At 42.5% G+C, this 24,282-nt stretch carries 21 protein-coding genes; 14 read left to right on the top strand and 7 right to left on the bottom strand.

All coding sequences use genetic code 11. From position 1 onward, the window contains the following. Positions 1-4: 4 nt before the first annotated feature. The 4 genes from cyoA to H8A87_RS08615 form a co-directional block, all read right to left on the bottom strand. Positions 5-970 (bottom strand): cytochrome o ubiquinol oxidase subunit II, encoded by a 966-nt coding sequence (gene cyoA / locus H8A87_RS08630; RefSeq protein WP_198689566.1) that lies wholly within the window; start codon positions 968-970, stop codon positions 5-7. A 351-nt stretch (positions 971-1,321) separates the two neighbouring features. Then, on the bottom strand, positions 1,322-2,089 hold the full coding sequence (locus H8A87_RS08625) for a nucleoside-specific channel-forming Tsx family protein (protein WP_198689565.1): 768 nt from the start codon (positions 2,087-2,089) through the stop codon (positions 1,322-1,324). Positions 2,090-2,354: 265 nt separating this feature from the next. Further along, positions 2,355-3,884, bottom strand: coding sequence for a muropeptide MFS transporter AmpG (ampG, locus tag H8A87_RS08620; protein WP_198689564.1), 1,530 nt, complete (start codon positions 3,882-3,884; stop codon positions 2,355-2,357). Positions 3,885-3,955: 71 nt separating this feature from the next. Then, the gene (locus tag H8A87_RS08615) at positions 3,956-4,543 is read right to left on the bottom strand and encodes a lipoprotein (protein ID WP_198689563.1); all 588 of its coding nucleotides are present in this window, start codon (positions 4,541-4,543) and stop codon (positions 3,956-3,958) included. Between the two features lie 239 nt (positions 4,544-4,782). Between H8A87_RS08615 and bolA the strand changes: the two genes are divergently transcribed. The 9 genes from bolA to H8A87_RS08570 all read left to right on the top strand — a co-directional run bounded on the left by bolA (position 4,783) and on the right by H8A87_RS08570 (position 15,409). Beyond that, positions 4,783-5,106: a transcriptional regulator BolA gene (gene bolA / locus H8A87_RS08610; RefSeq protein WP_198689562.1), complete on the top strand. Its 324-nt coding sequence runs from the start codon at positions 4,783-4,785 to the stop codon at positions 5,104-5,106. A gap of 379 nt (positions 5,107-5,485) precedes the next feature. After that, positions 5,486-6,790 (top strand): trigger factor, encoded by a 1,305-nt coding sequence (gene tig, locus H8A87_RS08605; RefSeq protein WP_198689561.1) that lies wholly within the window; start codon positions 5,486-5,488, stop codon positions 6,788-6,790. 262 nt (positions 6,791-7,052) lie between these two features. Further along, positions 7,053-7,676 carry an ATP-dependent Clp endopeptidase proteolytic subunit ClpP gene (gene clpP, locus H8A87_RS08600; RefSeq protein WP_198689560.1) on the top strand — a complete coding sequence of 208 codons (624 nt, stop codon included), beginning with the start codon at positions 7,053-7,055 and terminating at the stop codon, positions 7,674-7,676. Between the two features lie 145 nt (positions 7,677-7,821). Beyond that, complete coding sequence (gene clpX, locus H8A87_RS08595; RefSeq protein WP_198689559.1) at positions 7,822-9,093, top strand: ATP-dependent protease ATP-binding subunit ClpX; 1,272 nt, start codon at positions 7,822-7,824, stop codon at positions 9,091-9,093. Between the two features lie 294 nt (positions 9,094-9,387). Beyond that, a complete protein-coding gene (gene lon, locus H8A87_RS08590; protein ID WP_198689558.1) occupies positions 9,388-11,742 on the top strand; it encodes an endopeptidase La in 2,355 nt (784 codons plus the stop codon). A gap of 241 nt (positions 11,743-11,983) precedes the next feature. After that, entirely contained in the window at positions 11,984-12,259 is a 276-nt protein-coding gene (hupB, locus tag H8A87_RS08585) for a nucleoid-associated protein HU-beta (RefSeq protein WP_198689557.1), read from the top strand. Positions 12,260-12,434: 175 nt separating this feature from the next. Next, a complete protein-coding gene (ppiD, locus tag H8A87_RS08580; RefSeq protein ID WP_198689556.1) occupies positions 12,435-14,315 on the top strand; it encodes a peptidylprolyl isomerase in 1,881 nt (626 codons plus the stop codon). Positions 14,316-14,463: 148 nt separating this feature from the next. Next, positions 14,464-14,856 (top strand): ComEA family DNA-binding protein, encoded by a 393-nt coding sequence (locus tag H8A87_RS08575; RefSeq protein WP_198689555.1) that lies wholly within the window; start codon positions 14,464-14,466, stop codon positions 14,854-14,856. Between the two features lie 148 nt (positions 14,857-15,004). Beyond that, complete coding sequence (locus H8A87_RS08570) at positions 15,005-15,409, top strand: acyl-CoA thioesterase (protein WP_198689554.1); 405 nt, start codon at positions 15,005-15,007, stop codon at positions 15,407-15,409. 122 nt (positions 15,410-15,531) lie between these two features. Here the strand turns inward: H8A87_RS08570 and queC are convergent, their stop codons facing one another. After that, the gene (queC, locus tag H8A87_RS08565; protein WP_198689553.1) at positions 15,532-16,230 is read right to left on the bottom strand and encodes a 7-cyano-7-deazaguanine synthase QueC; all 699 of its coding nucleotides are present in this window, start codon (positions 16,228-16,230) and stop codon (positions 15,532-15,534) included. Positions 16,231-16,262: 32 nt separating this feature from the next. Then, positions 16,263-17,315 carry a PLP-dependent cysteine synthase family protein gene (locus H8A87_RS08560; RefSeq protein ID WP_198689552.1) on the bottom strand — a complete coding sequence of 351 codons (1,053 nt, stop codon included), beginning with the start codon at positions 17,313-17,315 and terminating at the stop codon, positions 16,263-16,265. 122 nt (positions 17,316-17,437) lie between these two features. Between H8A87_RS08560 and H8A87_RS08555 the strand changes: the two genes are divergently transcribed. The 5 genes from H8A87_RS08555 to amtB all read left to right on the top strand — a co-directional run bounded on the left by H8A87_RS08555 (position 17,438) and on the right by amtB (position 23,266). Continuing rightward, positions 17,438-17,908, top strand: a complete 471-nt coding sequence (locus H8A87_RS08555) for an Lrp/AsnC family transcriptional regulator (RefSeq protein ID WP_198689551.1) — start codon at positions 17,438-17,440, stop codon at positions 17,906-17,908. Positions 17,909-17,965: 57 nt separating this feature from the next. Next, positions 17,966-19,714, top strand: coding sequence for a SmdA family multidrug ABC transporter permease/ATP-binding protein (locus H8A87_RS08550; protein WP_198689550.1), 1,749 nt, complete (start codon positions 17,966-17,968; stop codon positions 19,712-19,714). Further along, positions 19,698-21,476, top strand: coding sequence for a SmdB family multidrug efflux ABC transporter permease/ATP-binding protein (locus H8A87_RS08545; protein WP_198689549.1), 1,779 nt, complete (start codon positions 19,698-19,700; stop codon positions 21,474-21,476). The genes H8A87_RS08550 and H8A87_RS08545 overlap by 17 nt, the downstream gene beginning before the upstream one ends. 156 nt (positions 21,477-21,632) lie before the next feature. Further along, a complete protein-coding gene (gene glnK / locus H8A87_RS08540; RefSeq protein WP_198689548.1) occupies positions 21,633-21,971 on the top strand; it encodes a P-II family nitrogen regulator in 339 nt (112 codons plus the stop codon). A 14-nt stretch (positions 21,972-21,985) separates the two neighbouring features. After that, positions 21,986-23,266 carry an ammonium transporter AmtB gene (gene amtB, locus H8A87_RS08535; protein ID WP_198689547.1) on the top strand — a complete coding sequence of 427 codons (1,281 nt, stop codon included), beginning with the start codon at positions 21,986-21,988 and terminating at the stop codon, positions 23,264-23,266. A gap of 141 nt (positions 23,267-23,407) precedes the next feature. On the opposite strand, the gene tesB is transcribed toward amtB, so the two are convergent. Further along, on the bottom strand, positions 23,408-24,262 hold the full coding sequence (gene tesB, locus H8A87_RS08530; protein ID WP_198689546.1) for an acyl-CoA thioesterase II: 855 nt from the start codon (positions 24,260-24,262) through the stop codon (positions 23,408-23,410). Positions 24,263-24,282: the final 20 nt, after the last annotated feature.

Here is a 24,282-nt window from a genome sequence, read left to right as displayed (position 1 = left end):
GCCTTTATTCCTCAACACCAGCATGAGCCGGCTGACTCATATTCATATTATGACCCGCAGCTTCACCATGTTCTGTTTTACTATGGCTTGATACACCAAACATACCACCATGGCCCATATCACCCATGAATTTGGCGATAGTTTCTTGGAACAGTTTTGGTTTCACGCTTGAGAAGTATTCAACAGGATTGTTTTGGCTCTGTTTAGCCAATTCATTGAATACTTGCACGGTATCTAGGGTTTTAGGTGATGCTTTAACTTTCTGCACCCACTCTTCAAAACCTGCACGATCATCAGTTGCTGTTGCAGTGAATTTCATGCCTGAGAAGCCATGACCACTGTAACTTGCTGAGAATCCATCGTATTTACCCGCAGAGTTAGCAATTAAGTGCAGTTTTGTTTGCATGCCTGCCATTGCATAAATCTGACCACCTAACTGTGGAATGAAGAAGGAGTTCATTACAGAGTCTGAGGTGATTTTGAAGTTAATTGGAACATCTTTAGGGAATACAATTTCGTTTACGGTTGCGATACCCTGTTCCGGATAGATGAACAGCCATTTCCAGTCGAGGGAAATCACTTCAATCGTCACCGGTTTTACATCACTGTCCAATGGCTTATATGGATCGAGTTCATGAGTCGTTTTCCATGTAATCGTTGCCAAAGTGATGATAATCAGGATAGGCACTGTCCAGACGACAAGCTCAATTTTATTTGAGTGTGCCCAGTTTGGACGATAAGTTGCAGATTTATTGGCTTCCCGGTAACGTACGGCAAAAATAACTGCCATTACGATAGCCGGAATAACAACGATCAGCATTAGGCCAAACGCTGTTAGTATCAGCGTTTTTTGTTCAACGCCGATCGCCCCTTTGGGATTCATCAATACCATATCACAACCACTTAGCATTAAAGTGGCTGCGAGTAGTGACGATAACCCAATAGTTTTTTTGTATTTCATAAGTCTCATTGAGCGACCCCAGATAACAAAAGCTTTATTGTCGTTTCATCAGTGCGGGCATTCTACGGTATGGTTACCGGAGTGTAAACAATTGTAATAGAAGCGGGTTGGCTTGTAGGCTTTTTATGTTAGAGGGATCACATGAGGTGCTAAATTTAATAAAACGTTAATTTCGGGCAGTTATCTTAACCAAAAAATCAAAATAGATTATCTATTTATAATAACCCTATATTTTTTAAAAGAAAAAATTTACAGAAATCAAAGAAAAAAATCCTCAAATAAGCTTTCTGAACGATGGGGTAACTACTGTTTATTCGTATCAATGGGCAGCCAGAGGCTGCCCACTCGTCAAACTAGTTATTAGAAGTTATATTTTACGCTGTAAACAATACCATCCTGCCAGAAATCCTCGCCCAATTTGTTATCTGCATAACGGTATTGAACACCCGTTGTAAAAGAAGGATGTGGCGTCCACCACAAGCCGATAGCGCCATTAACGCCTTCGCGTCCACCGTTGCCGTAACGTTTATTGCGGTTCAGTTCAATTTCATTCCAGTTTGTAACGCTGAATTTTTGTTCCCAAAGGTTGAAATCGTATCCTGCAACCCAGCCTACGACATAACCGTTATTTCCTGAGTAGAAAGTTTGGTCAACATAGTGTAGTGCGACGAAAGGTTTGAACCACAGACCGCCAAGGTTAGTATTGTAGCCCAATCCGTAGAGTGTATTGACTTCATGGAAGTTTCCACCGTTCACTTTACCTGGTAATGAATAGGTTCCATAGACGTGACCATAGAGGTTGAAACCAGTATCCCCCAGATAGAAACGGCCTGTTGTTTTGAAGGTGTAACGTTGGTTATCACCCGGTTGTGCAGTTTTACTATTAAATGGATTTTCTAAATCAGCGAAACCATATAATTCACCCCAACTGAACCCTGCTCCACCTTCTAATTCCAGATAAGCAAAGTCGTCTTTATGCGAGGCCTGCCCAGTTTTTTGAGTGGCGTGTTTGTTCCAGTCAAGGTAGTTCATGCTGACATTGGCAAATCCCCACTGGTATTCCGCGCAAGCTGAAGCAGAAACCAAGGCAGTAGTAACTGCAGTGAGTGTCAAAATATGTCTTTTCATAAATTCCCTTTATATGGTTTTAGGATAATAAAGATATTTCGAATAGTTAGAAATAAAATATTTTCAAATAATAATATTTGTTAGTGTGAATATAAATATTCCAACCCTGAAAAAGATGTTTTTCAGGTCACATAATTGTGTTTTTTTATCTTTATTGTGAAGTTTATCACTAAAAAACTTAGCAGAAGACTGAACTTTGTCAGTCTTCTGCTGTAGTAAAGAGTGCATTAACGATATTTTGTCAGTGTATTATTAGAGGAGTACACTAAGCGAGGTTAGTTCTTCTCAGAGCCAAATAATCCAGAACCCCTCCCAAAACCAACCCAAAAGTGCCGATTGCTACACTCCATGACAGCATAGGAGATATCACATCTTTAATATGATGAATATTTAGCAGATATTCCTGAGTGGCAAAAGGTAAATAAATCACCACATGACCTGCAATGAATAACAGAATGCTTAGTACTAGCCAAACTATAAAGAGAAGGGCGGCGCTTATCATGGTAATAAAGGCCAGTCGGTAATAGCGGCCAAGCAGTGTTCGTGAAATGAAACTGTCAGTTTTTTGAGTATAAGCCAGTGTCTTACGGCAGACGAGCAACAGTACAAGCCCCGGTAATCCGATAACAATAGAGAACAAATAAAACATTGGCCAGCCGTGTGCTTCTGCGAACCACCCCGCTACGGGGCCAACATAAACCCGTCCAACAGCCGATAATGCAGAAAGCAAAGCGAACTGTGTTGCTGAGAATGATTTATTGCACAAGGTCATTAGCAGGGCAACAAATGCCGCAGTTCCCATACCGCCACAAATATTTTCTAGAAAAACAGCCGCTCCCATTACGTAGATGTCTTTAGGAGTAACAGCAAGTACCCAGTACCCGAAATTTGAAACGGTTTGCAGAATGCCAAATATCATCAGTGCACGGAACAGACTCAACTTATGCATCAAGTAACCCCCGTACAATGCGCCGACAATAGTGGCAGCGAGTCCGAGAGTTTTATTGATCATACCCACTTCGGCCGCATTGAAACCAACCCCACGGATAAGGAAAGTCGTACTGAGTGAGAGGGCAAAAGCATCTGCCAATTTATACAGTACAATCAATAGCAGGATAAGCCAGGCATTATTTCGACTGAAAAAATCAGACAAGGGTTCGAATACTGCCTGATGTAATGTTTTTGGCGGGGCAGTATTAATTTCTGGTTCCTTGGCTGTCAGAGTGGCACAAACTCCAATCAGCATCATGCCAGCCATAACCCAATACATACTCTGCCAGCCGATACAGGTGGTCAGCAATAAAGCTAATCCACCTGAAACCAGCATCGCCAGCCGATATCCCAGTACTGAAATCGCCGCTCCTGACCCTCGTTCTTCCTGTGATAGCAAGTCTGTTTTGTAGGCATCGAAAATAATGTCTTGGGACGCCGAGAAGAATGCGACAGTAACAGCCAATGCAGCTAGCCACCATAAATGCTGGGATGGTTGAAGGAAACCCATCGCGGCAATACTGACGATCAGTAAAAGTTGAGTAACGAGCATCCACCCGCGTCGTCGCCCTAAAAATGAGGGAGAATAGCGATCCATTGCGGGTGCCCAGAGAAATTTAAAAACATAGGCTTGACCAACCAAAGTGAAAAAACCGATAGTTCGGATATCGACGTTTTCGACAGTCATCCATGCTTGTAACGTTCCAGCTGTAAGCGCAAGAGGCAGGCCTGAGGCAAAGCCCAGTAATAGAAGGGTGCGATAGTTGCGTAATGCAGATAGGTTTAAATAACGGTGGTTAGTCATGAGCCTCCCAAAAATTTTCGGCGTGTCATCTAATTTGTTAGCATCAGGCAGAAAATTTGTTCATTATCCGGTTAGCGGACGTTTTGCTTGATGAAGGTGCTGATTGACGAATCTTGAGCCATGTCTGCGATCACATCAGATAAGACAGTATTTACTGCTTCAGCAATTTTTGCGTTTGTTGCACTCAATGGTCCCTGAACATTGTAACTGGTACGATAGTTTTTAATTTGTTTACTCCCGTCTTGTGCATAAACAATGATAGAGATCTCTGCTTTTGTTGAAATGTCATGACGCAGACTACCTTCTTTCACGTCGGCATAGAGCTGATTCACAATGACTTGCAAATTGGCATTGGCGGGGGAACCAATCATATAGCCGCGAGCCACCATTTGCTTTTCCAGTGCTTCTTGCAGTAAAAAGCGTAAGTCGCGGGAAGGGACTAATGTGACCAATCGTGCATCACGATTAATTTGGGCTAGGGCTTGAGATTGGCGATGGTCGACCCCACTAATACTGATTGTAATCGCTTTCATTGTTGGGTCAGCTAGCGGCAGAGTAATTTTAGGCTGAATGGCTAATGTATTGCCTGAGTCTGCGCAGCCAGATAAGCCCGCTAAAAAGAAAAGCGTAATCAATGAAATAAATATTTTCTTTAGCATTTAGGTTTTCTCAATTCAAGATTCGGATACCCGATATATTAATACAGTAGTATAAACCGCCGTAATCATAGCATCGCCATTGGTAGCGGCATATCCCTGATGATTGAAACACGGGGCGAAATACCTCAAGTAAATTCTGTTAAATAGATTTGGGGATCCCCAATGTTATAAATTATGGGAAATAAACTAGAATCAATTATGTGGTTGATAAATAACCTTTGGTGATTAAGGAGAATGAGATGGTTCGTCAGGAAATAGAAACAAAGTTACGGGCGGCATTTAAGCCTTCTCATCTGGAAGTGATTGATGAAAGTTATCGTCACAATGTGCCTGCGGGTTCTGAAAGCCATTTTAAGATTATTGTAATAAGCAATGATTTCGTTGAACAAAAAATACTCAGTCGCCATCGCTCAGTATATAGTGTCCTGGCTAAAGAGCTAGAAGAAGGCGTGCATGCTTTGGCTCTGCATACTTATACGGAAAAGGAGTGGCTAGAACTGGGAGATACCGTTCTGGCTTCGCCTGCGTGTCGAGGCGGGAATACAACGACGTCAAGTTTATGATTTTTCGGGCTAATCCAATAGTCTGTTTGGCTTTATTTTATTAATCTAGGTTTAATTTTAGATGGCAGCCTTCGGGCTGTATTTTTGTTCATATGCATATCACATAAACAGTATCGTGATGTAGTCATTGAGCAACGTTTATCACATAAGTCAACGAATCATGCATGCTTTTGTCTGCAATTCTCGACTCATACTGTCTGCGTCGCTATAATGCTGCGTCTAAATTTTTAGAATGGTTTCGGGACGCTTCTGATCACAGGGATTCTCGGTTTTTAAATGCGACCGCCCCGGTTCTTAAAGAGTACTGCAATCAGTTTGTTTTAAGTATTGCAGCTATCCTGAAGTTGACCGAGCAATATGATTTTTTTGAGGTAACAAGATGCAAGTTTCTGTTGAAACCACTCAAGGCCTTGGGCGTCGTGTGTCAATCACCGTTCCTGCTGCCGATATCGAAAAAGCAGTTAGCAGTGAACTGGTTAATGTAGCAAAGAAAGTCCGTATCGACGGCTTCCGTAAGGGCAAAGTGCCAATGAAGATCGTTCAGCAGCGTTACGGCGCTTCTGTTCTTGAGGATGTTCTGGGTGATCTGATGCAGCGCAATTTCATCAATGCGATCATTGAGCAGAAAATCAATCCAGCCGGTGCACCAAGCTACAAACCAGAGCAGTTTAAAGAAGGTGAAGACTTCACTTACTCAGTTGAGTTTGAAGTTTATCCAGAAATTGAACTGAAAGGCCTGGAAGAAATTGAAGTTGAAAAACCTGTAGTTGAAGTTAAAGATGCAGATGTTGACACTATGCTGGAAACTTTGCGTAAACAGCAGGCGAATTGGAAAGAGGCTGATGAAGCAGCAACTGCGGAAGATCGCGTAACTGTTGATTTCACGGGTTCTGTCGATGGTGAAGAGTTCGAAGGCGGTAAATCAACTGATTTCGTTCTGGCAATGGGTCAGGATCGTATGATCCCTGGCTTTGAAGACGGTATCGTTGGTCATAAAGCGGGCGAAGAATTTACCGTTGATGTGACTTTCCCAGAAGATTACCATGCAGAAAACCTGAAAGGTAAAGCTGCAAATTTTGTGATCAACCTGAAGAAAGTTGAACAGCGTGAACTGCCTGAACTGACTGAAGAGTTCATCAAGCGCTTTGGTATCGCTGATGGTACTGTTGAAGGTCTGCGTGCTGAAGTTCGCAAGAACATGGAACGTGAACTGAAAAATGCAGTTCGTAACCGCATCAAAACTCAGGTTCTTGATGGTCTGGTTAAGGCTAACGAAATTGATGTTCCTGCTGCAGTTGTTGATGGTGAGATTGATGTCCTGCGTCGTCAGGCTGCTCAGCGTTTTGGCGGCAACGAACAACAAGCTCTGGATCTGCCACGTGAACTATTCGAAGAGCAGGCAAAACGCCGCGTTGTTGTTGGTTTGCTGTTAGGTGAAGTTATCAGTAGCAATGAGCTGAAAGTCGAAGACGAGCGCGTTAATGTGCTGATCGAAGAGATGGCTGCTGCTTACGAAGATCCAAAAGAAGTTGTTGAATACTACAGCAAAAACAAAGAAATGATGAACAACATTCGCAATATTGCTCTGGAAGAGCAGGCTGTTGAACTTGTTCTGAACAAAGCCAAAATTTCTGAAAAAGAAACTGGCTTCAATGATCTTATGAACCAAAATCAACTGGCATAAGTTTCATTTATTGATTGCCTGAGATGATGAAATCTCACTCTCAATGAAGTAAACCCGCAGGCTATGCTTGCGGGTTTTTTTTATTGTTCTTGAAAAAAACAGATTTAACCTCATATCCTTTCTTACTATTATGTAAGAGCTTACTACTTTTTTAGAGGGGAAAAGCCCCTTGTTAGTTAACTTTGGATCATGGTCATCATCGCTTATCTCAAGTAGAATCAGTTATGAATGGCACCAGCGTGAGTTCTATTAGGAGACGGAAATGTCATACAGTGGCAAGCAAGATCAATATGCACCTAACATGTCTTTGGTGCCGATGGTGGTTGAACAAACAGCACGTGGGGAGCGTGCATTTGATATTTACTCCCGCTTATTAAAAGATCGTATTATTTTTATGACTGGCCAAGTTGAAGATCATATGGCGAACTTGATTGTCGCTCAAATGTTATTCTTGGAAGCAGAAAACCCAGAAAAAGATATTCATTTATATATTAACTCGCCGGGTGGGGTTATTACGGCAGGCATGTCTATTTATGACACGATGCAGTTTATCAAGCCAGATGTGAGTACTATTTGTATGGGGCAGGCATGCTCAATGGGCGCATTTCTGCTGACCGCTGGAGCAAAAGGCAAGCGTTTCTGTCTACCAAATTCCAGAGTTATGATTCACCAGCCATTAGGTGGTTTCCAAGGGCAGGCGACTGACATTGAAATCCATGCGCAGGAAATACTCAAGGTTAAAGCCCGTATGAACGAATTGATGGCGAAACATACTGGGAAACCGCTTGATAAGATTGTTGAGGACACAGAACGTGACCGTTTCTTATCAGCCGCCGAGGCCGTAGAATACGGACTGGTTGATAGTATATTCACCCAGCGCAACTAATTTATTGACAATTACTTTATTACTCCGATGCTAGCTTTTTTAGGGCGTTTCTTTATTTTGACGTCAAATTAATCGGAGTAATAACAGAGTTTTTTCTGTTATGCCAGATAAACTGGGATAACAGCTCATAAAGTGAGGTTGACTGATGACAGATAAGCGCAAAGACGGTTCAGGAAAGCTGCTGTATTGCTCTTTCTGCGGGAAAAGCCAACATGAAGTACGGAAATTAATAGCCGGCCCGTCAGTGTATATCTGCGATGAATGTGTCGATTTATGTAACGATATTATTCGCGAAGAAATTAAAGAGTTGGTACCACATCGTGAGCGTAGCACATTGCCTACTCCTCATGAAATTCGTCAACATCTGGATGATTATGTCATTGGTCAGGAAGCGGCGAAAAAAGTGTTAGCAGTGGCTGTCTATAACCATTACAAGAGATTACGTAATGGTGACACTAGTAATGGTGTGGAATTAGGCAAAAGTAATATTCTGCTGATTGGCCCGACAGGTAGTGGTAAAACTCTGCTGGCAGAGACACTTGCCCGCTATTTAGATGTCCCGTTTACTATGGCTGATGCTACGACATTGACTGAAGCGGGTTATGTTGGGGAAGACGTAGAGAATATTATCCAGAAACTTCTGCAAAAATGTGACTACGATGTGCAGAAAGCACAGCGTGGTATCGTGTATATTGATGAAATAGATAAGATTTCTCGTAAGTCTGATAATCCTTCAATTACTCGTGATGTATCGGGAGAAGGGGTTCAGCAGGCTCTGTTGAAACTGATTGAAGGTACTGTGGCAGCGGTTCCACCTCAAGGTGGTCGTAAGCACCCACAGCAGGAATTTTTGCAAGTTGATACTTCCAAGATCCTGTTTATCTGTGGTGGCGCATTTGCAGGTTTGGACAAAGTTATCAGCCAGCGTTTGAATGTCACTTCAGGCATTGGTTTTAGTGCTACAGTTAAGGGGGAATCGGAGAAGGCAACAGAAGGTGAATTGCTGGCTCAGGTTGAACCGGAAGATTTGATTAAATTTGGGTTAATTCCTGAATTCATTGGTCGTCTGCCAGTTGTGGCAACGCTGACTGAACTTAATAAAGAAGCACTGATTCAGATTCTACAAGAGCCGAAAAATGCGCTGACCAAACAGTATCAGGCCTTGTTTAATCTTGAGGGTGTTGAACTGGAGTTCAGAAAAGAAGCTTTGACTGCCATTGCGAAAAAGGCAATGACGCGTAAAACAGGTGCCCGTGGTCTTCGTTCAATTGTTGAAGGTGTTTTGCTGGATACAATGTACGACCTGCCATCAATGGAACATGTAGAGAAAGTTGTTGTTGATGAAACGGTTGTTGAAGAGAAATCCGCACCATTATTGATATATAGCAAGCCGGATGCTCAAGTTTCTGGTGAGTGAAGAAAATAGGGTAGGAAATACCGATTATCAATATACGTTGAAAAAATTAAAATGAGGGGGTCTCCCTCATTTTGTTTTTTGCAGGTATAGGCTATTGAATGTTAGATTCCTGTCCCCATATATTTTGTATTCTTTGAAGTGAAACTCGTGAAAACCGTGTTTCACGAGATTCCTAAAAACTGGCGAAAGCTGTACCCAATAGATTTTGAGTTGCATCGCGGCGGCAAGTGTATGAGCGCAGCCAACAAAGAGGTAACTTAAAAAGATGAAGGGTATAAACGAAGAGAGAGCTCTATGAATCCTGAGCGTTCCGAACGCATAGAAATCCCTGTATTGCCTTTGCGCGATGTAGTGGTTTACCCACATATGGTGATCCCTCTGTTTGTTGGGCGTGAGAAGTCGATTCATTGCCTGGAAGCAGCAATGGATCATGATAAACAGGTCATGTTGGTCGCGCAAAGAGAAGCATCTACTGATGAGCCGGGAGTCAATGATCTTTTCTCCGTAGGTACAGTGGCTTCTGTTTTACAGATGTTAAAACTGCCAGACGGCACAGTAAAAGTTCTGGTTGAAGGCTTGCAGCGTGCTCGTATTACCACGTTGACGGATAATGGCGAGTATTTTTATGCGCAGGTTGAATATCTTGAATCCCCTGATGTTGATGAACGCGAGCAAGAAGTTCTGGTAAGAACCGCCATCAATCAGTTTGAAGGTTATGTCAAACTGAATAAAAAGATCCCACCAGAAGTATTGACATCGTTGCACAGTATTGAAGATGTGGCAAAATTAGCGGATACCATCGCTGCACACATGCCTTTGAAAATCAATGACAAGCAGGCTGTTTTAGAAATGGCTGATGTTATTGAGCGTATTGAATATCTGATCGCAATGATGGAATCAGAAATCGATCTGCTACAGGTAGAAAAACGTATCCGTAATCGCGTTAAAAAACAGATGGAAAAAAGCCAGCGCGAGTACTACCTGAATGAGCAAATGAAAGCGATCCAGAAAGAATTGGGTGAGATGGATGACGCACCTGATGAATATGAGACGCTGAAACGCAAGATCGAAGATGCGAAAATGCCGAAAGAGGCGCGCGAAAAAGCAGAAGCTGAATTGCAGAAATTAAAAATGATGTCTCCAATGTCAGCTGAAGCAACGGTTGTTCGTAGTTATATTGACTGGATGGTTCAAGTTCCTTGGGTTGCACGTAGCAAGGTAAAAAAAGATTTAGTAAAAGCTCAGGAAGTGTTGGATACAGACCATTATGGTCTGGAGCGTGTGAAAGAGCGAATTCTTGAATATCTCGCAGTACAAAGCCGTGTTAGCAAAATCAAGGGGCCGATACTTTGTTTGGTAGGGCCTCCGGGCGTGGGTAAAACCTCATTGGGTCGTTCCATTGCACGCGCAACTGGGCGAAAATATGTGCGTATGGCCTTGGGCGGAGTGCGTGATGAAGCAGAAATCCGCGGTCATCGCCGTACTTATATTGGTTCCATGCCGGGCAAATTAATTCAGAAAATGTCCAAGATTGGGGTTAAAAACCCACTATTCCTGTTGGATGAGATTGACAAAATGTCATCTGACATGCGTGGTGATCCGGCTTCAGCCTTGTTGGAAGTACTTGATCCTGAACAAAATGTGGCATTTAACGATCACTACCTTGAAGTAGATTACGATCTGTCTGATGTTATGTTTGTAGCAACATCTAACTCCATGAATATTCCAGCTCCATTGCTGGATCGTATGGAGGTCATTCGTCTGTCGGGCTATACCGAAGATGAGAAGTTGAACATTGCCAAACGTCACCTATTGCTAAAACAGATAGAACGCAACGCCCTGAAGAAAGGCGAATTGACCATAGATGATGGTGCAATTATCGGCATTATTCGTTATTACACCCGTGAGGCTGGCGTTCGTAGTTTGGAACGTGAAATCTCTAAATTGTGTCGTAAGGCCGTCAAAGCATTGTTGATGGATAAGAAGCTTAAGCACATTGAAATCAATGCAGATAACTTGAAAGATTATCTGGGTGTTCAGCGTGTTGACTACGGTCGTGCTGATACAGAAAACCGTGTTGGTCAGGTAAAGGGTCTGGCATGGACAGAAGTGGGAGGCGATCTGCTGACAATTGAAACAGCTAGTGTGCCGGGTAAAGGTAAATTGACTTATACCGGTTCATTGGGTGAAGTGATGCAGGAGTCCATACAAGCAGCATTGACGGTTGTTAGAGCTCGCGCAGATAAACTGGGCATTAGTTCTGATTTTCATGAAAAACGTGATATTCATGTTCATGTACCTGAAGGGGCGACGCCAAAAGATGGTCCAAGTGCGGGTATCGCAATGTGCACTGCATTGGTTTCCTGCCTGACAGGTAATCCGGTTCGTGCTGATGTGGCCATGACGGGTGAAATTACCCTGCGCGGTTTAGTTCTGCCAATTGGTGGTCTGAAAGAGAAACTACTGGCAGCGCACCGTGGAGGAATCAAAACTGTCTTGATTCCAGATGAAAATAAACGCGATCTGGAAGAGATTCCTCAGAATGTGATCCAAGATTTGGAGATTCATCCTGTTAAGCGCATAGAAGACGTTTTATCCATAGCTTTGCAGGAGTCGGCATTTGGAGCTGAAGTAGTATCACTAAAATAGTACAAAAATAGTGAGCTAACTCAAGAACTGTGTATAAAATTTAGGTTGGCGAGTAAATTCAGACTTGCCAGCCTTTTTTTGTGTCATTAAGTTAGTTTAGTCTAATTATCCGATTAAATATTTTGCTGTTCCATGATTTCTTGCTAATACTGGAAAGGATTGATATGACGGCATGACTGTCGTGTTATCCGTTATAAATCGGTTTTTGTTACGATAGTAAAACTAAATGGGGATGATAAGAGTGAATAAGTCACAACTGATCGACAAAATTGCCGCTGATGCGAATATTTCTAAGGCAGCAGCCGGACGTGTAGTAGATACATTTATTTCTTCAGTATCTGATGCATTGAAAGACGGTGATGATGTCGCTTTGGTAGGGTTCGGTACTTTTACTGTGCGTGAGCGCGCAGCACGTACGGGACGCAACCCTCAGACAGGCAAGGAAATTAAAATTGCAGCAGCAAAAGTGCCTGCATTCCGAGCTGGAAAAGGTCTGAAAGATGCTGTTAACGGCTAATGAGCAGGAAACTGCCTCCTTGTTTTTGGCATTGCCGTAAACTTGAACTGACTAGGCAGTGTTGATAGGTTAGAATATAAGCGCATCAATTGATTGATGCGCTTTTTTTCTCTTAGCGTTTGAATTGTCGTAATATGACAGTTTCTTTTTCACTAAAGCGGAGTTTTACGTCTTTATGATGGACAACCTACGCACGGCGGCAAACGGTCCTGTGCTTAAAATTGTGTTGGCTCTAATTATCCTGACCTTTGTGGTGACGGGTTTAACAGGCTACCTGTCAAGCGAAAGTGGTAGTTATGCTGCCAAAGTGAATGACCAAACCATAAGTCGTGCTCAGCTAGAGCAGGCATTTCAGCAAGAAAAAAATGCGTTGCAGGAGAAGCTGGGAGATGGATTCTCAACTTTGTTGAGCGATGAACAGGCTGTACAGCGGATTCGGCGTCAGTCATTGGATCGCCTTATCAATGCCACTCTGATTGAACAATACGCGCATAAGCTGGGTTTATCAGCAAGTGATAAGCAGGTTGCTCAGGAGATACGTAACCTATCTTTTCTCCAGACTGATGAAAAATTTGATAACAACAAATATCAGGATTATTTGAACTGGCTTGCCCGTTCAAACATGAGTCCTGATGGATTTGCGGAGCAGATTCGTCAGGAGCTCATTAACCGTCAATTGAAGCAGGTATTGATAGGTGCGGAAATTGCATTACCGTCAGAAATCAAACAGGAAGTCGCACTGTTTTCTCAAGAAAGAACAGTACGTTTTGCGACTCTTGAATTGAAATCAATTGAAGCACAGCAAAAAGTCACCGATGAAGAGCTGAAAAACTACTATGGTGCGAATAGCAAAAATTTTGCTGTGCCAGAAAAAGTTAAAATCAGCTACATCAAGATGGATGCTGCGGATGAACTGAAAAATGTCACCGTATCTGATGCGGATATTGAACAATATTATAAAAGCAATCTGTCAAAATATACTAAGTCTGAACAGAAGAAATACAGCTTTATTCAACTGGCCTCAGATTCTGCCGCTAAATCGATTTTGGATGAATTAAAGAAAGGCACAGATTTCAGTCAATTGGCATCAGAAAAATCGACAGATAAATTTTCTGCTCAAAAAGGAGGAGATCTCGGTTGGATGGAAGAGAGTTCTCTGCCTAATGAGATCAAATCAGCTAATTTGACACAGAAAGGGCAACTTTCTGATGTTATCAAATTATCTAATGGATACGCAGTTTTCCGTTTGGACGATATTAAGCCTCAGGTAATTAAATCATTGGCGGATGTACGAGCGGAAATAGAAAAAATCACTAAGCAGGAAAAAGCGATTGATGCGTTCTATGCATTACAGAGAAAAGTGAGTGATGCAGCTGCCAATGATAACGAATCTTTGGCCGCAGCAGAAAAAGCCGCGGGCTATCAGGCTGTTACCACTGACTGGTTTGATCGTGACCATATTCCTGCTGACATTAATTTCAATCAAGTTGTACAGGCTATTTTCTCTGGCAATTTGACTGATGATAAAGGCGCGACAGGAACTAACTCTGATGTCATTTCTGTCGAGGGTGACAGAGCCTTTATTGTACGTGTTGGCGATGTTAGACCTGAAACAGTTCAGCCGTTTGAACAAGCCAAAACTGAGGTGGCTGAACTGGTGAAACGCCAGAAAGCGGAAAAACAACTTCAGGTTGAAAGCGCAAAACTGTTGGCTGCTCTGAAAGAAGGTAAAGGTGAGCAGGCATTGACAGCAGCAGGGATTCAGTTTGCTCAACCGATGGTGATAAAACGTATGTCACAAGCCAATCAGGCTACCGATGTGGCGTTCACTTTGCCTCATCCTAAAGATGGTAAGGCTGAATATGGGTTAGCTCAAGACGGACTGGGCAACGCTGTATTTATCCAATTGGATAAAGTTGTTCCGGGTTCTATTACAGACGAACAGAGCAAACAATATATTGCGGGTTATCAATATCAAACAGGTAATATCATGCTGGAATCACTAATAATTAATTTACGTGATGATGCGGATATTAAGCTCGGTCAAATAGAATAAAATTGCGAAGTCACTCGCAACTGTTTTTGCAAGCTAGTAATTAAAAAAGGCCACTTTCGTGGCCTTTCGCATATTTGAATCTTGCCTGTTGTCCAGAAATATTGTTATGGCAATCTCTCCTCCGTCAACAAAACATGGAGAGACTTACATGAAATATTTAAAGATATTATTCAATTCACTCATTATGGCTTTGTGTATCAACATGCCGTTATCTCATGCCACCACGGTGAATGAGTCTACTGATAAATTGGTGAAACAGCCTATTAGTCAGAATAAAGCCAACATTGAGATCGATAATTCGAAAGAGGGGAAAGAGCAAGTCTCAGGTCAGCAAATATCGGGAAAAGGAGCCCTTAATATCAATACCGCCAATGCTGAAGAGTTAGTGAAAGAACTCAATGGCATTGGAGCTAAAAAAGCACAGGCAATTATTGAATATCGTGAAAAATATGGCCCCTTTACGACAATAGAGCAATTGCAGGAAGTTCAAGGTATTGGACCTATTTTTATAGAAAAAAATCGAGATAAATTAACTCACTGAGTGTTGAGCCCTCTTGTGGAATCAGAGTGATTTTATCAAGGGGGCTGTGATACTGATCAAGAATAATTCATTAAACACTATTGTAATTAAATTGTTTTGCTATTGTTACATGTTATCTGGTCTGATGAGTTGAAAGGGAAAAATAGCAATGAGTACGATTATCAAAGTCAGGGGCTATCATATTGATCTTTTCCAGCATGTGAATAATGTTCGTTATTTGGAGTTTATGGAAGCAGCCCGCTGGGATTTACTAACTGAAGATGACACTCTGGAATGGCTAAACAGCAAGAATATTGGTTTTGTTGTGGTAAATATCAATATTAATTATCGCTATCCAGCAGTGGTAACAGATGAGCTGGAAGTGAGATCTTCCATGCAGGAATTGGGTAACAAAAGTGGCATATTTTTTCAGGAAATCACACGTCTGAATGATAATCAAATTATTGCTGATGCTTTAACTACATTTGTCTGTATTGATTTGAAAACTCAAAAAGCGCTCGTTTTGGAAGGTGAATTGCGGGAAAGAATGGAAGCGTATAAAAACAATGCCTAATAGCTTTCAAGTTGCAGTGCAGCCAACCCAGAGGGATATTGAAAGACGAAGAGTATAAAACAGTGAAATGAGAGGTTCTTGGAACCTCTCACAGATAATGTTAATTGAATAAAATGGTTTGACTAACTTAAATGTGTTTTGGATTTCATATCTGCCATAGTGGATTGGGCATTGTTTAAATAATTACTTAATCCCTTGGCTCGGAGATGACAGGCTGCGCATTCACCGCATCCATCACCTTGAATACCGTTATAACAAGTGAGAGTTTGATTGCGGACAAAATCCAGTTTTTGATAATAATCGGCTAGTGCCCAAGTTTCCGCTTTGTTTAACCACATTAGGGGCGTTTCGAAACGGATATCACAAGCAATACCCAGACTGATAGCCTTGTTTAGGGCTTTGACAAATTCGTCACGGCAATCTGGATAGCCCGAAAAATCAGTTTCACAAACGCCAGTAATAACAGCTTCAGCCTCAACCTGATAGGCATAGATTGCCGCCAGAGTTAAAAACAGAATATTACGACCAGGCACAAAAGTATTTGGGAGGCCACTTTTTTCACTTTCACTGAAATCTGGCACAGGAATGTTGTCTCTTGTCAGGCTGCTGATTGCAAGCTCATTCAATAAAGTAACATCAAGTACCTTGTGGGCAGCGGCTCCTAATTCTTTGCTGATACGACAAGCTACGTCAATTTCAGCACGGTGGCGCTGTCCATAATCAAAGGTGACACAGTGAACTTCGTCATATTGATGGAGTGCCTGGATTAAACAAGTGGTGGAATCCTGCCCACCACTAAATACAACAACGGCTCGTTTCATGATACCTACCTCTGTAAATTGAAGGAGATATGTTACTCATAACCGTTTAATTTGGGTAGTTGTGTTAGATACTGTGTGATATCACCGATATTATTGCGAACCCATTCTGGGTTGTAATAAGTATCAAGATAGCGCTCTCCGCTATCACAAAGTAACGTCACGATTGCCCCTTGTTGGTTGTTATCGTGCATTTGCTTGGCGAGCTGCAAAGTACCCCAGAAGTTAGTTCCTGTTGATGCGCCCGTTTTTCTGCCAATTAATTTTTCAAGCCAATAAATGGTAGCAATAGAGGCAGGATCAGGAACTTGGAGCATGTCATCGATAACACTAGGAATAAAAGAAGGTTCCGCGCGCGGGCGGCCAATGCCTTCGATTTTGCTACCAGTATTTCCGCGAATATCACGGTGATTTTGATGGTAACAATCGTAGAAAACGGAGTTTTCAGGATCAACAACAACCAGTTTGGTGTTATATCCCTGATAGCGGATATAGCGGCCAAATGTTGCGGATGTGCCGCCCGTTCCAGCACTCATAACGATGTAAGTTGGTTCAGGAAATGGCTCTAATTGCATCTGGCGGAAAATGCTTTCTGCAATGTTATTGTTTCCTCGCCAGTCAGTAGCTCGTTCGGCATAGGTAAATTGATCCATATAATGGCCATTTAGCTCTTTTGCCAGACGCTCTGATTCTTGATAAATCAGAGCCGAATGCTCCACAAAATGACATTTACCACCGTAGAACTCAATTTCCTGAACTTTGCGTTTAGCTGTGCAGAAGGGCATTACGGCAATAAAGGGCAAACCCAGCAATCGGGCAAAATAAGCTTCTGAAACAGCGGTGCTACCAGATGAAGCTTCAATAATTGGGGTTCCTTCCTTGACCCAGCCATTAGTGAGTGCATAAAGGAATAGGGAACGCGCAAGCCGATGTTTCAGGCTACCTGTGGGGTGAGTGCTCTCATCTTTGAGATAGAGATGAATGCCCGGAAACATGGGAAGGTTGAGGTGAATCAGATGTGTATCAGCACTGCGTTGATAATCAGCTTGGATAGCTTTTATGGCATTTGTAGCCCATAAAGACGACATAAATTGACCTTGAATAATAATACCGTAGTGGTATATAGATTACCCTTACATTTAGAGAAATAGATTGTTATTTTTCTAAGTTTATCCGTTATGTTTGGGAAATATTTCTACAGGACTAAGATATGCTAGACAAAATAGACCGTAAGCTACTGGAGCTGCTCCAACAGAACTGTAGTCATTCCCTGAATGTGTTGGCTGAAGCTGTTAATTTAACGTCCACACCTTGCTGGAAGCGTCTCAAGCGACTTGAAGATGAAGGGTATATTGTTGGAAAAGTTGCATTACTAAATGGTGCAAAACTCGGGCTTGGCCTGACAGTGATCGTGATGATTAAAACCCAGCAACACAGCAGTGAATGGTATGAACAGTTTGTCAACTTTATAAAGGAAATGCCGGAAGTCCTGACATTTTATCGAATGGCTGGTGAATATGATTACCTAATGCATGTAGAAGTTGTTGATATGAAAAGTTATGATCGGTTCTACAAACGCATGGTAAATGGGGTTTCTGGTTTGATTGATGTGACCTCAAATTTTGCAATGGAGAAGATAAAATATACAACGGCGTTGCCAATACCAGATTCAGTAATATGAAGACCCTTTTGGTAGTTGGGCGCTAACTCTTTCATTTTTTACATCGGGAATAGGCGTGTGAGACTATTTTCACAATTAGGCTGGTATTTTATTAGTGAATGGCGGCGTTATTTGGGCGCTGTTATTTTTCTCATTATGATTGCGGTGCTGCAACTAATTCCTCCTCGCTTAGTTGGAATGATCGTTGATGGCGTTAGTACAAAGACTATGTCATCCCGCCAGCTATTAATTTGGTTGGGGGTAATGCTACTTATCGCGTTAGCAATATATGGGCTGCGATATGTTTGGCGTGTATGGCTGTTTGGTGCTTCTTATCGACTGGCTGTTAAATTGCGCAGTGATTTTTATCTGCGGCTGAGCAGCCAAAATCCTGAGTTTTATTTGCGCCATAGAACAGGTGACCTCATGGCTCGCGCAACAAATGATGTTGATAGAGTTGTTTTTGCTGCGGGTGAAGGAGTACTTACTTTAGTTGATGCTTTAGTCATGGGGTGTGCTGTTCTGATCGTAATGAGTGTGGAAATTAGTTGGCAATTAACGTTGTTATCACTACTGCCCATGCCCATTATGGCGTTAGCGATTAAGCATTATGGCGATCAACTTCATCATCGTTTTAAGTCTGCACAAGGTGCATTTTCCGTCCTGAATAACCACGCACAGGAAAGTCTGACCAGTATTCGTATGATAAAAGCGTTTGGATTGGAAGAGCTGCAATCCAACCAGTTTGAAGAAGTTGCTATTGATGCTGGGCGTAAAAATATGCATGTTGCACGCGTAGATGCACGTTTTGATCCCACCATTTTCATCGCTATTGCGGTTGCAAACCTCTTGGCTGTGGGTGGAGGGAGTTGGATGGTTGTGCATGGTTCAATGACCCTTGGTGAGCTGACCAGCTTTGTTATGTATCTGGGATTGATGATCTGGCCAATGCTGGCATTGGCGTGGATGTTCAACATTGTTGAGAGAGGAAGCGCTGCATATACACGTATCCGCAGTTTATTGCAGGAACCATTGGCGATTGCAGATGGTTTGTTGTCCTTATCTTCAGAGCGGGGGTGCTTGCAGGTAAATATCAACTCTTTTATTTATCCCAAAAATGATAGGCCTGTTTTGGATGATATCCGTTTCCAACTAGCGCCTGGGCAGCTATTGGGGCTTTGTGGGCCAACCGGTGCAGGGAAAAGTACTTTGCTGGCCTTGTTGCAAAGGCAATTTGATGTCACTGACGGAGAAATTCGTTTTCAGTCACAGAATATTTCTACTCTCAGAATGGAAGAGTGGCGTTCACGATTGGCTATCGTCAATCAGACACCTTTTCTGTTTTCGGATACGGTCGCAGGTAATATTGCACTAGGGCGGCCTGATGCAACCCAAGAGCAAATAGAAGAGGTCGCTCGCCTGGCAAATGTACATGATGATATTTTGCGACTTTCTCAAGGTTATCAAACTGAAGTGGGAGAACGTGGTGTAATGCTTTCTGGTGGGCAAAAACAGCGTATATCCATTGCCAGAGCCTTGTTGTTGGATACTGAGATTTTAATTCTCGATGATGCTCTGTCGGCTGTTGATGGGCACACAGAGTATCAAATCATGAAAAATCTCAGCCAATGGCGGCGGCAGCGCACCATTATTATCAGTGCACACCGACTGTCTGCATTAACGGAAGCAGACAATATTTTGGTTATGCAACATGGAACGATTGCGCGGCAGGGCCAGCATAAACAACTTATCGCTCAATTCGGTTGGTATTCCGATATGTACCATTACCAACAATTAGAAGCCGCATTGGATGGGGAAAATGACTAATACTCATATGCACAAGCTATGGCCATCATTAAAGCGGCTGCTCTCTTATAGTAAAAATTACCGCAAGCCAATGCTAATTGCTGTACTGATGTTATGGATTGCAGCATTGGCAGAAGTGAGTGGGCCGCTGCTTGTGAGTTATTTTATCGACAATATGGTCGCTACAGGGAATTTGCCGCTTGATGTTGTCATTGGTCTTGCAGCAGCATTCTTGGTCTTGCAGCTGGTTTCTGCCGCTTTACATTATTATCAGACTTTATTTTTTAATCAGGCATCGGTAGGGGTGGTGCAGCAGCTTCGTACTGATGTTATGAACTCAGCATTGCGTCAGCCATTAAGCGCTTTTGATAATCAACCGGTTGGCCAACTAATCTCTCGCGTAACGAATGATACTGAAGTTATTAAAGATCTGTTTGTTAATGTGATCCCTACTGTGTTTCACAGTATTGCACTGATTGGAGCGATGCTGATAGCCATGTTTGTCCTAGATTGGCGTATGGCATCTGTTGCGGTCGTAATATTTCCAGCGGTCTTGCTGGTAATGATTATCTATCAGCGTCTTAGTATCCCAATTGTTAGACGGGTACGTGGTTATCTGGCTGACATTAATGATGGTTTTAATGAAGTCATTAATGGAATGACTGTGATTCAGCAATTTCGTCAGCAAGCCCGTTTTGGTGAAAAAATGCTGGCTACTAACCGAGCGCATTATAAAGCTCGCATGCAGGCTTTACGGTTAGATGGTATTTTGTTGAGGCCATTAATGAGCTTTTTTTCTACCACAATATTGTGTGGTCTGCTTTTGCTGTTTGGATTCAAAGGAACGGAAGTTATTGGCGTAGGTGTACTGTATGCCTTTATAAACTATCTTGGTCGATTGAATGAACCGCTGATTGAGCTGACTGCACAGCAATCGTTATTGCAACAGGCTGTAGTTTCAGGAGAACGGGTTTTTGAGCTAATGGATAGTCCACAGCAGCAGTATGGTGATGATCTGCAGGCATTAGCGAGTGGGCGAATTGATGTTGAAAATCTAAATTTTGCCTATCGAAGTGACAAACTTGTTTTGAATGATATTAATTTGCATGTCCCTCTACATGGATTTGTAGCTTTGGTTGGGCATACGGGGAGCGGCAAAAGTACTCTGGCCAATTTGATCATGGGGTATTACCCGTGGCAAGACGGTGAAATTTACCTTGATGGGCGTCCCGTATCTTCGCTTTCTCATGCCGTATTGCGTAATGGTGTGGCAATGGTACAGCAAGATCCCGTGGTTCTGGCTGCTTCACTTCTCGACAATATTGCGTTAGGACGAGATATCAGTGAAGAGAAAATATGGGAAGTGCTGGAAATGGTTCAATTAGCTGAATTTGTTCGTAACTTACCCGATGGTTTGAATTCTGTACTGGGAGAGCAAGGAAATACCCTTTCCGCGGGGCAAAAACAGCTTTTGGCAATGGCTAGGGTTTTAGTGCAAACGCCACAAATTCTTATTCTGGATGAGGCAACGGCGAATATTGATTCGGGAACGGAACAATCAGTACAGAAAGCGTTGAGGATGATCCGCAAACAGACGACATTGGTGGTTATTGCTCATCGTCTTTCAACCATTATTGAAGCTGACTCCATATTAGTGCTGCATCGTGGTGCAATTGTCGAGCAAGGGCAGCACCAACAGCTACTGGCAAGGCGTGGGCGCTATTATCAAATGTACCAACTCCAACAGGTTGGTGAGACTTTGAATGAATCTGTGCCCGTTTAGTGTGCATATGGGGAGTGATTGTGCTTGCTGCTCCCCTTTTTATCCCTTCTTTAGAGATATTCTTCTATAACAATCTGATTACATATCATTTTTAACTGTTGGCATATTCCTTGCTCACCTTCTCTTGTGCAAACACAGCAAAAAAGCGGGGGAAGTATGAAGCTGATCACCATCATCATAAAACCATTTAAGCTGGAAGAAGTACGGGAAGCACTTGCTGATATAGGTGTACAAGGTATGACTATCACGGAAGTAAAAGGATTTGGGCGTCAAAAAGGTCATTCCGAACTTTATCGAGGTGCTGAATATAATGTTAACTTTTTGCCTAAAGTTAAGATTGATATTGCTACCAATGATGAACGGATTGAGGAAATTATCCATATTGTTCAACAAACTGCATTTACAGGGAAAATGGGCGATGGGAAGATTTTTATCTTTGAGTTACAGCATGCCGTCCGGATCAGGACGGGTGAAACGAATGATTCAGCACTGTAAATAGGGGATGAAAAATGAAGAAGCAACTTTTATCCATAGCTGGTATTACGGTCAGTTTTCCTTCATTCGCTTTTGCTGCGGAAGCAACCCTCGATAAAGCTGATACGGTATTTATGCTGGTGAATACGGTACTTGTGCTTTTTATGACAATACCCGGAATTGCCTTGTTTTATGGGGGATTACTGCGCCGCAAAAATGTATTGTCATTGATGTCTCAGGTGATTGTCAGTTTTTCATTGGTTTATGTGCTTTGGTTTGTTTACGGTTACAGTATGACTTTTGAGGCAGGCAACCGTTTTTGGGGTGGGTTAGATCAGGTCATGCTGAAAAATATATCCATAACTGATCTGAATGGCAGTTTCTACCAATTGATTCATGTTGTTTTCCAAGGTGCATTTGCTTGTATCACTGTTGCTTTGGTCGTGGGAGCTTTGTGCGAAAGAATTCGTTTTTCAGCTTTGTTGATTTTTAGTGTGTTATGGCTGACGGCATCCTATATTCCTATGGCACATATGGTATGGGGAGGAGGCTGGCTTGCTGAGGATGGCGCTTTGGATTTTGCTGGTGGGACGGTTGTTCATATTAATGCGGCAGCAGCGGGGTTGGTTGGGGCTTACTTACTTGGAAAGCGTTCAGGATTTGGACGGGAAGCGTTTAAACCTCATAACTTACCAATGACTTTTATTGGAACAGCGATCCTTTATATCGGTTGGTTCGGTTTTAATGTGGGCTCTGCTGGTGCAGTGAATGCCATCTCAGCGCTAGCTCTAATGAATACCGTGATAGCAACGGCAGGTGCGGTATTGTCATGGGTTTCTTCTGAGTGGTTATTCCGTCGGAAACCTTCGCTTTTAGGGGCATGTTCTGGGTGTATTTCGGGCCTAGTGGTAATTACACCTGCTGCGGCAACAGTGGGGATCGGTGGTGCTTTGGTTATGGGGTTGATTGTGGGTGTTGCCGGTTTATGGGGAGTGGTCATACTGAAACGGTGGTTACGTGTTGATGATGTCTGTGATGTTTTTGGTGTACATGGAGTATGTGGCATCGTTGGTTGTTTGTTGACAAGTATTTTTACTGCATCTATTTTAGGTGGAACAGGGTTTCCTGAAGGGATGACAATGCTAAGACAGCTTGGTATTCAGGTTATTAGTATATTGGTCTGTATTGTCTGGTCATCGGTAGCTGCTTACATCTCATTTAAGATTGCTGATAAATTGGTTGGGCTGCGCATTAGTATTGAATCAGAAAGGGAAGGCTTGGATATTACTTCACATGGTGAAAGTGCTTATAACTGATTATATTTTGCTTCTTCGAAAACTGTATGCCGTGCCGTAGTAACAGAAAATAAAATGAGTAATAGGGCAACAATAATAGCGCAACGCTCACTTCTGTTATTACGGCATATTATTACAGTATTATAGTGCTTCTTTAATTCATTACAGCTTTCGGATTACTCCTTCCTGAACCGCGGAAGCGATGAGCACACCTTCACGGCTATAGATATGCCCACGAACAAAACCACGGGCTCCTGATGCGGATGGATTTTCGATTGCATAGAGTAGCCAATCATTCATATTGAAAGGGCGGTGATACCACATTGAATGGTCAATTGTGGCTACTTGCATATTGCGTTCCATAAAACCTACGCCATGGGGCTGTAATGACGTGGGCAGGAAATTGAAATCTGAAGCATAACCTAGCAAACAATAGTGAGTGAATGGATCTTCCGGCATTTTTCCATTACTGCGGAACCAAACATAACGAACAGGAGCGTTTGGTGAATGGTTAGGTAGGTTGTGAGGTTTAACCAGTTTCATTTCCAGTGGTGGTGCGGAAAAAGCTTCTTTTAGTTTGGCAGGGAGGGGACCAGCTATTTTTTTTGCAATTTCTTCTTGGGATTCTAACTCTTCTGGGGGTGGGACTATAGGCATGGTATTTTGGTGCTCGAAGCTTTCTTCATGGCCTTGAAAGGAAGCAGTCATGTAGAAAATAGGCAAACCATGTTGTATTGCACTGACACGGCGAGCACTGAAGCTTTTCCCATCACGTAATATTTCAACGTCATAAACGATGGGCTTATGGATATCACCCGGGCGTAGAAAATAGCTGTGGAAGGAATGAATCATTCTATCATTTGCAACAGTTTGTTTTGCTGCATATAGAGCTTGACCTATTACTTGTCCGCCAAAAACATGAGGAAACCCTAAATCTTCACTCTGGCCTCGGTAAATTCCCTCTTCTATTTTTTCCAGATGCATCAGGTTAATTAAATTTTGTAATGTCTGGCCCATAACATGCCTTTGCTTTTTAA

It is taken from the genome of Xenorhabdus lircayensis (assembly GCF_016306625.1).
GTDB lineage: Bacteria > Pseudomonadota > Gammaproteobacteria > Enterobacterales > Enterobacteriaceae > Xenorhabdus > Xenorhabdus lircayensis.
This window is presented reverse-complemented; position numbering and strand designations above follow the sequence as displayed.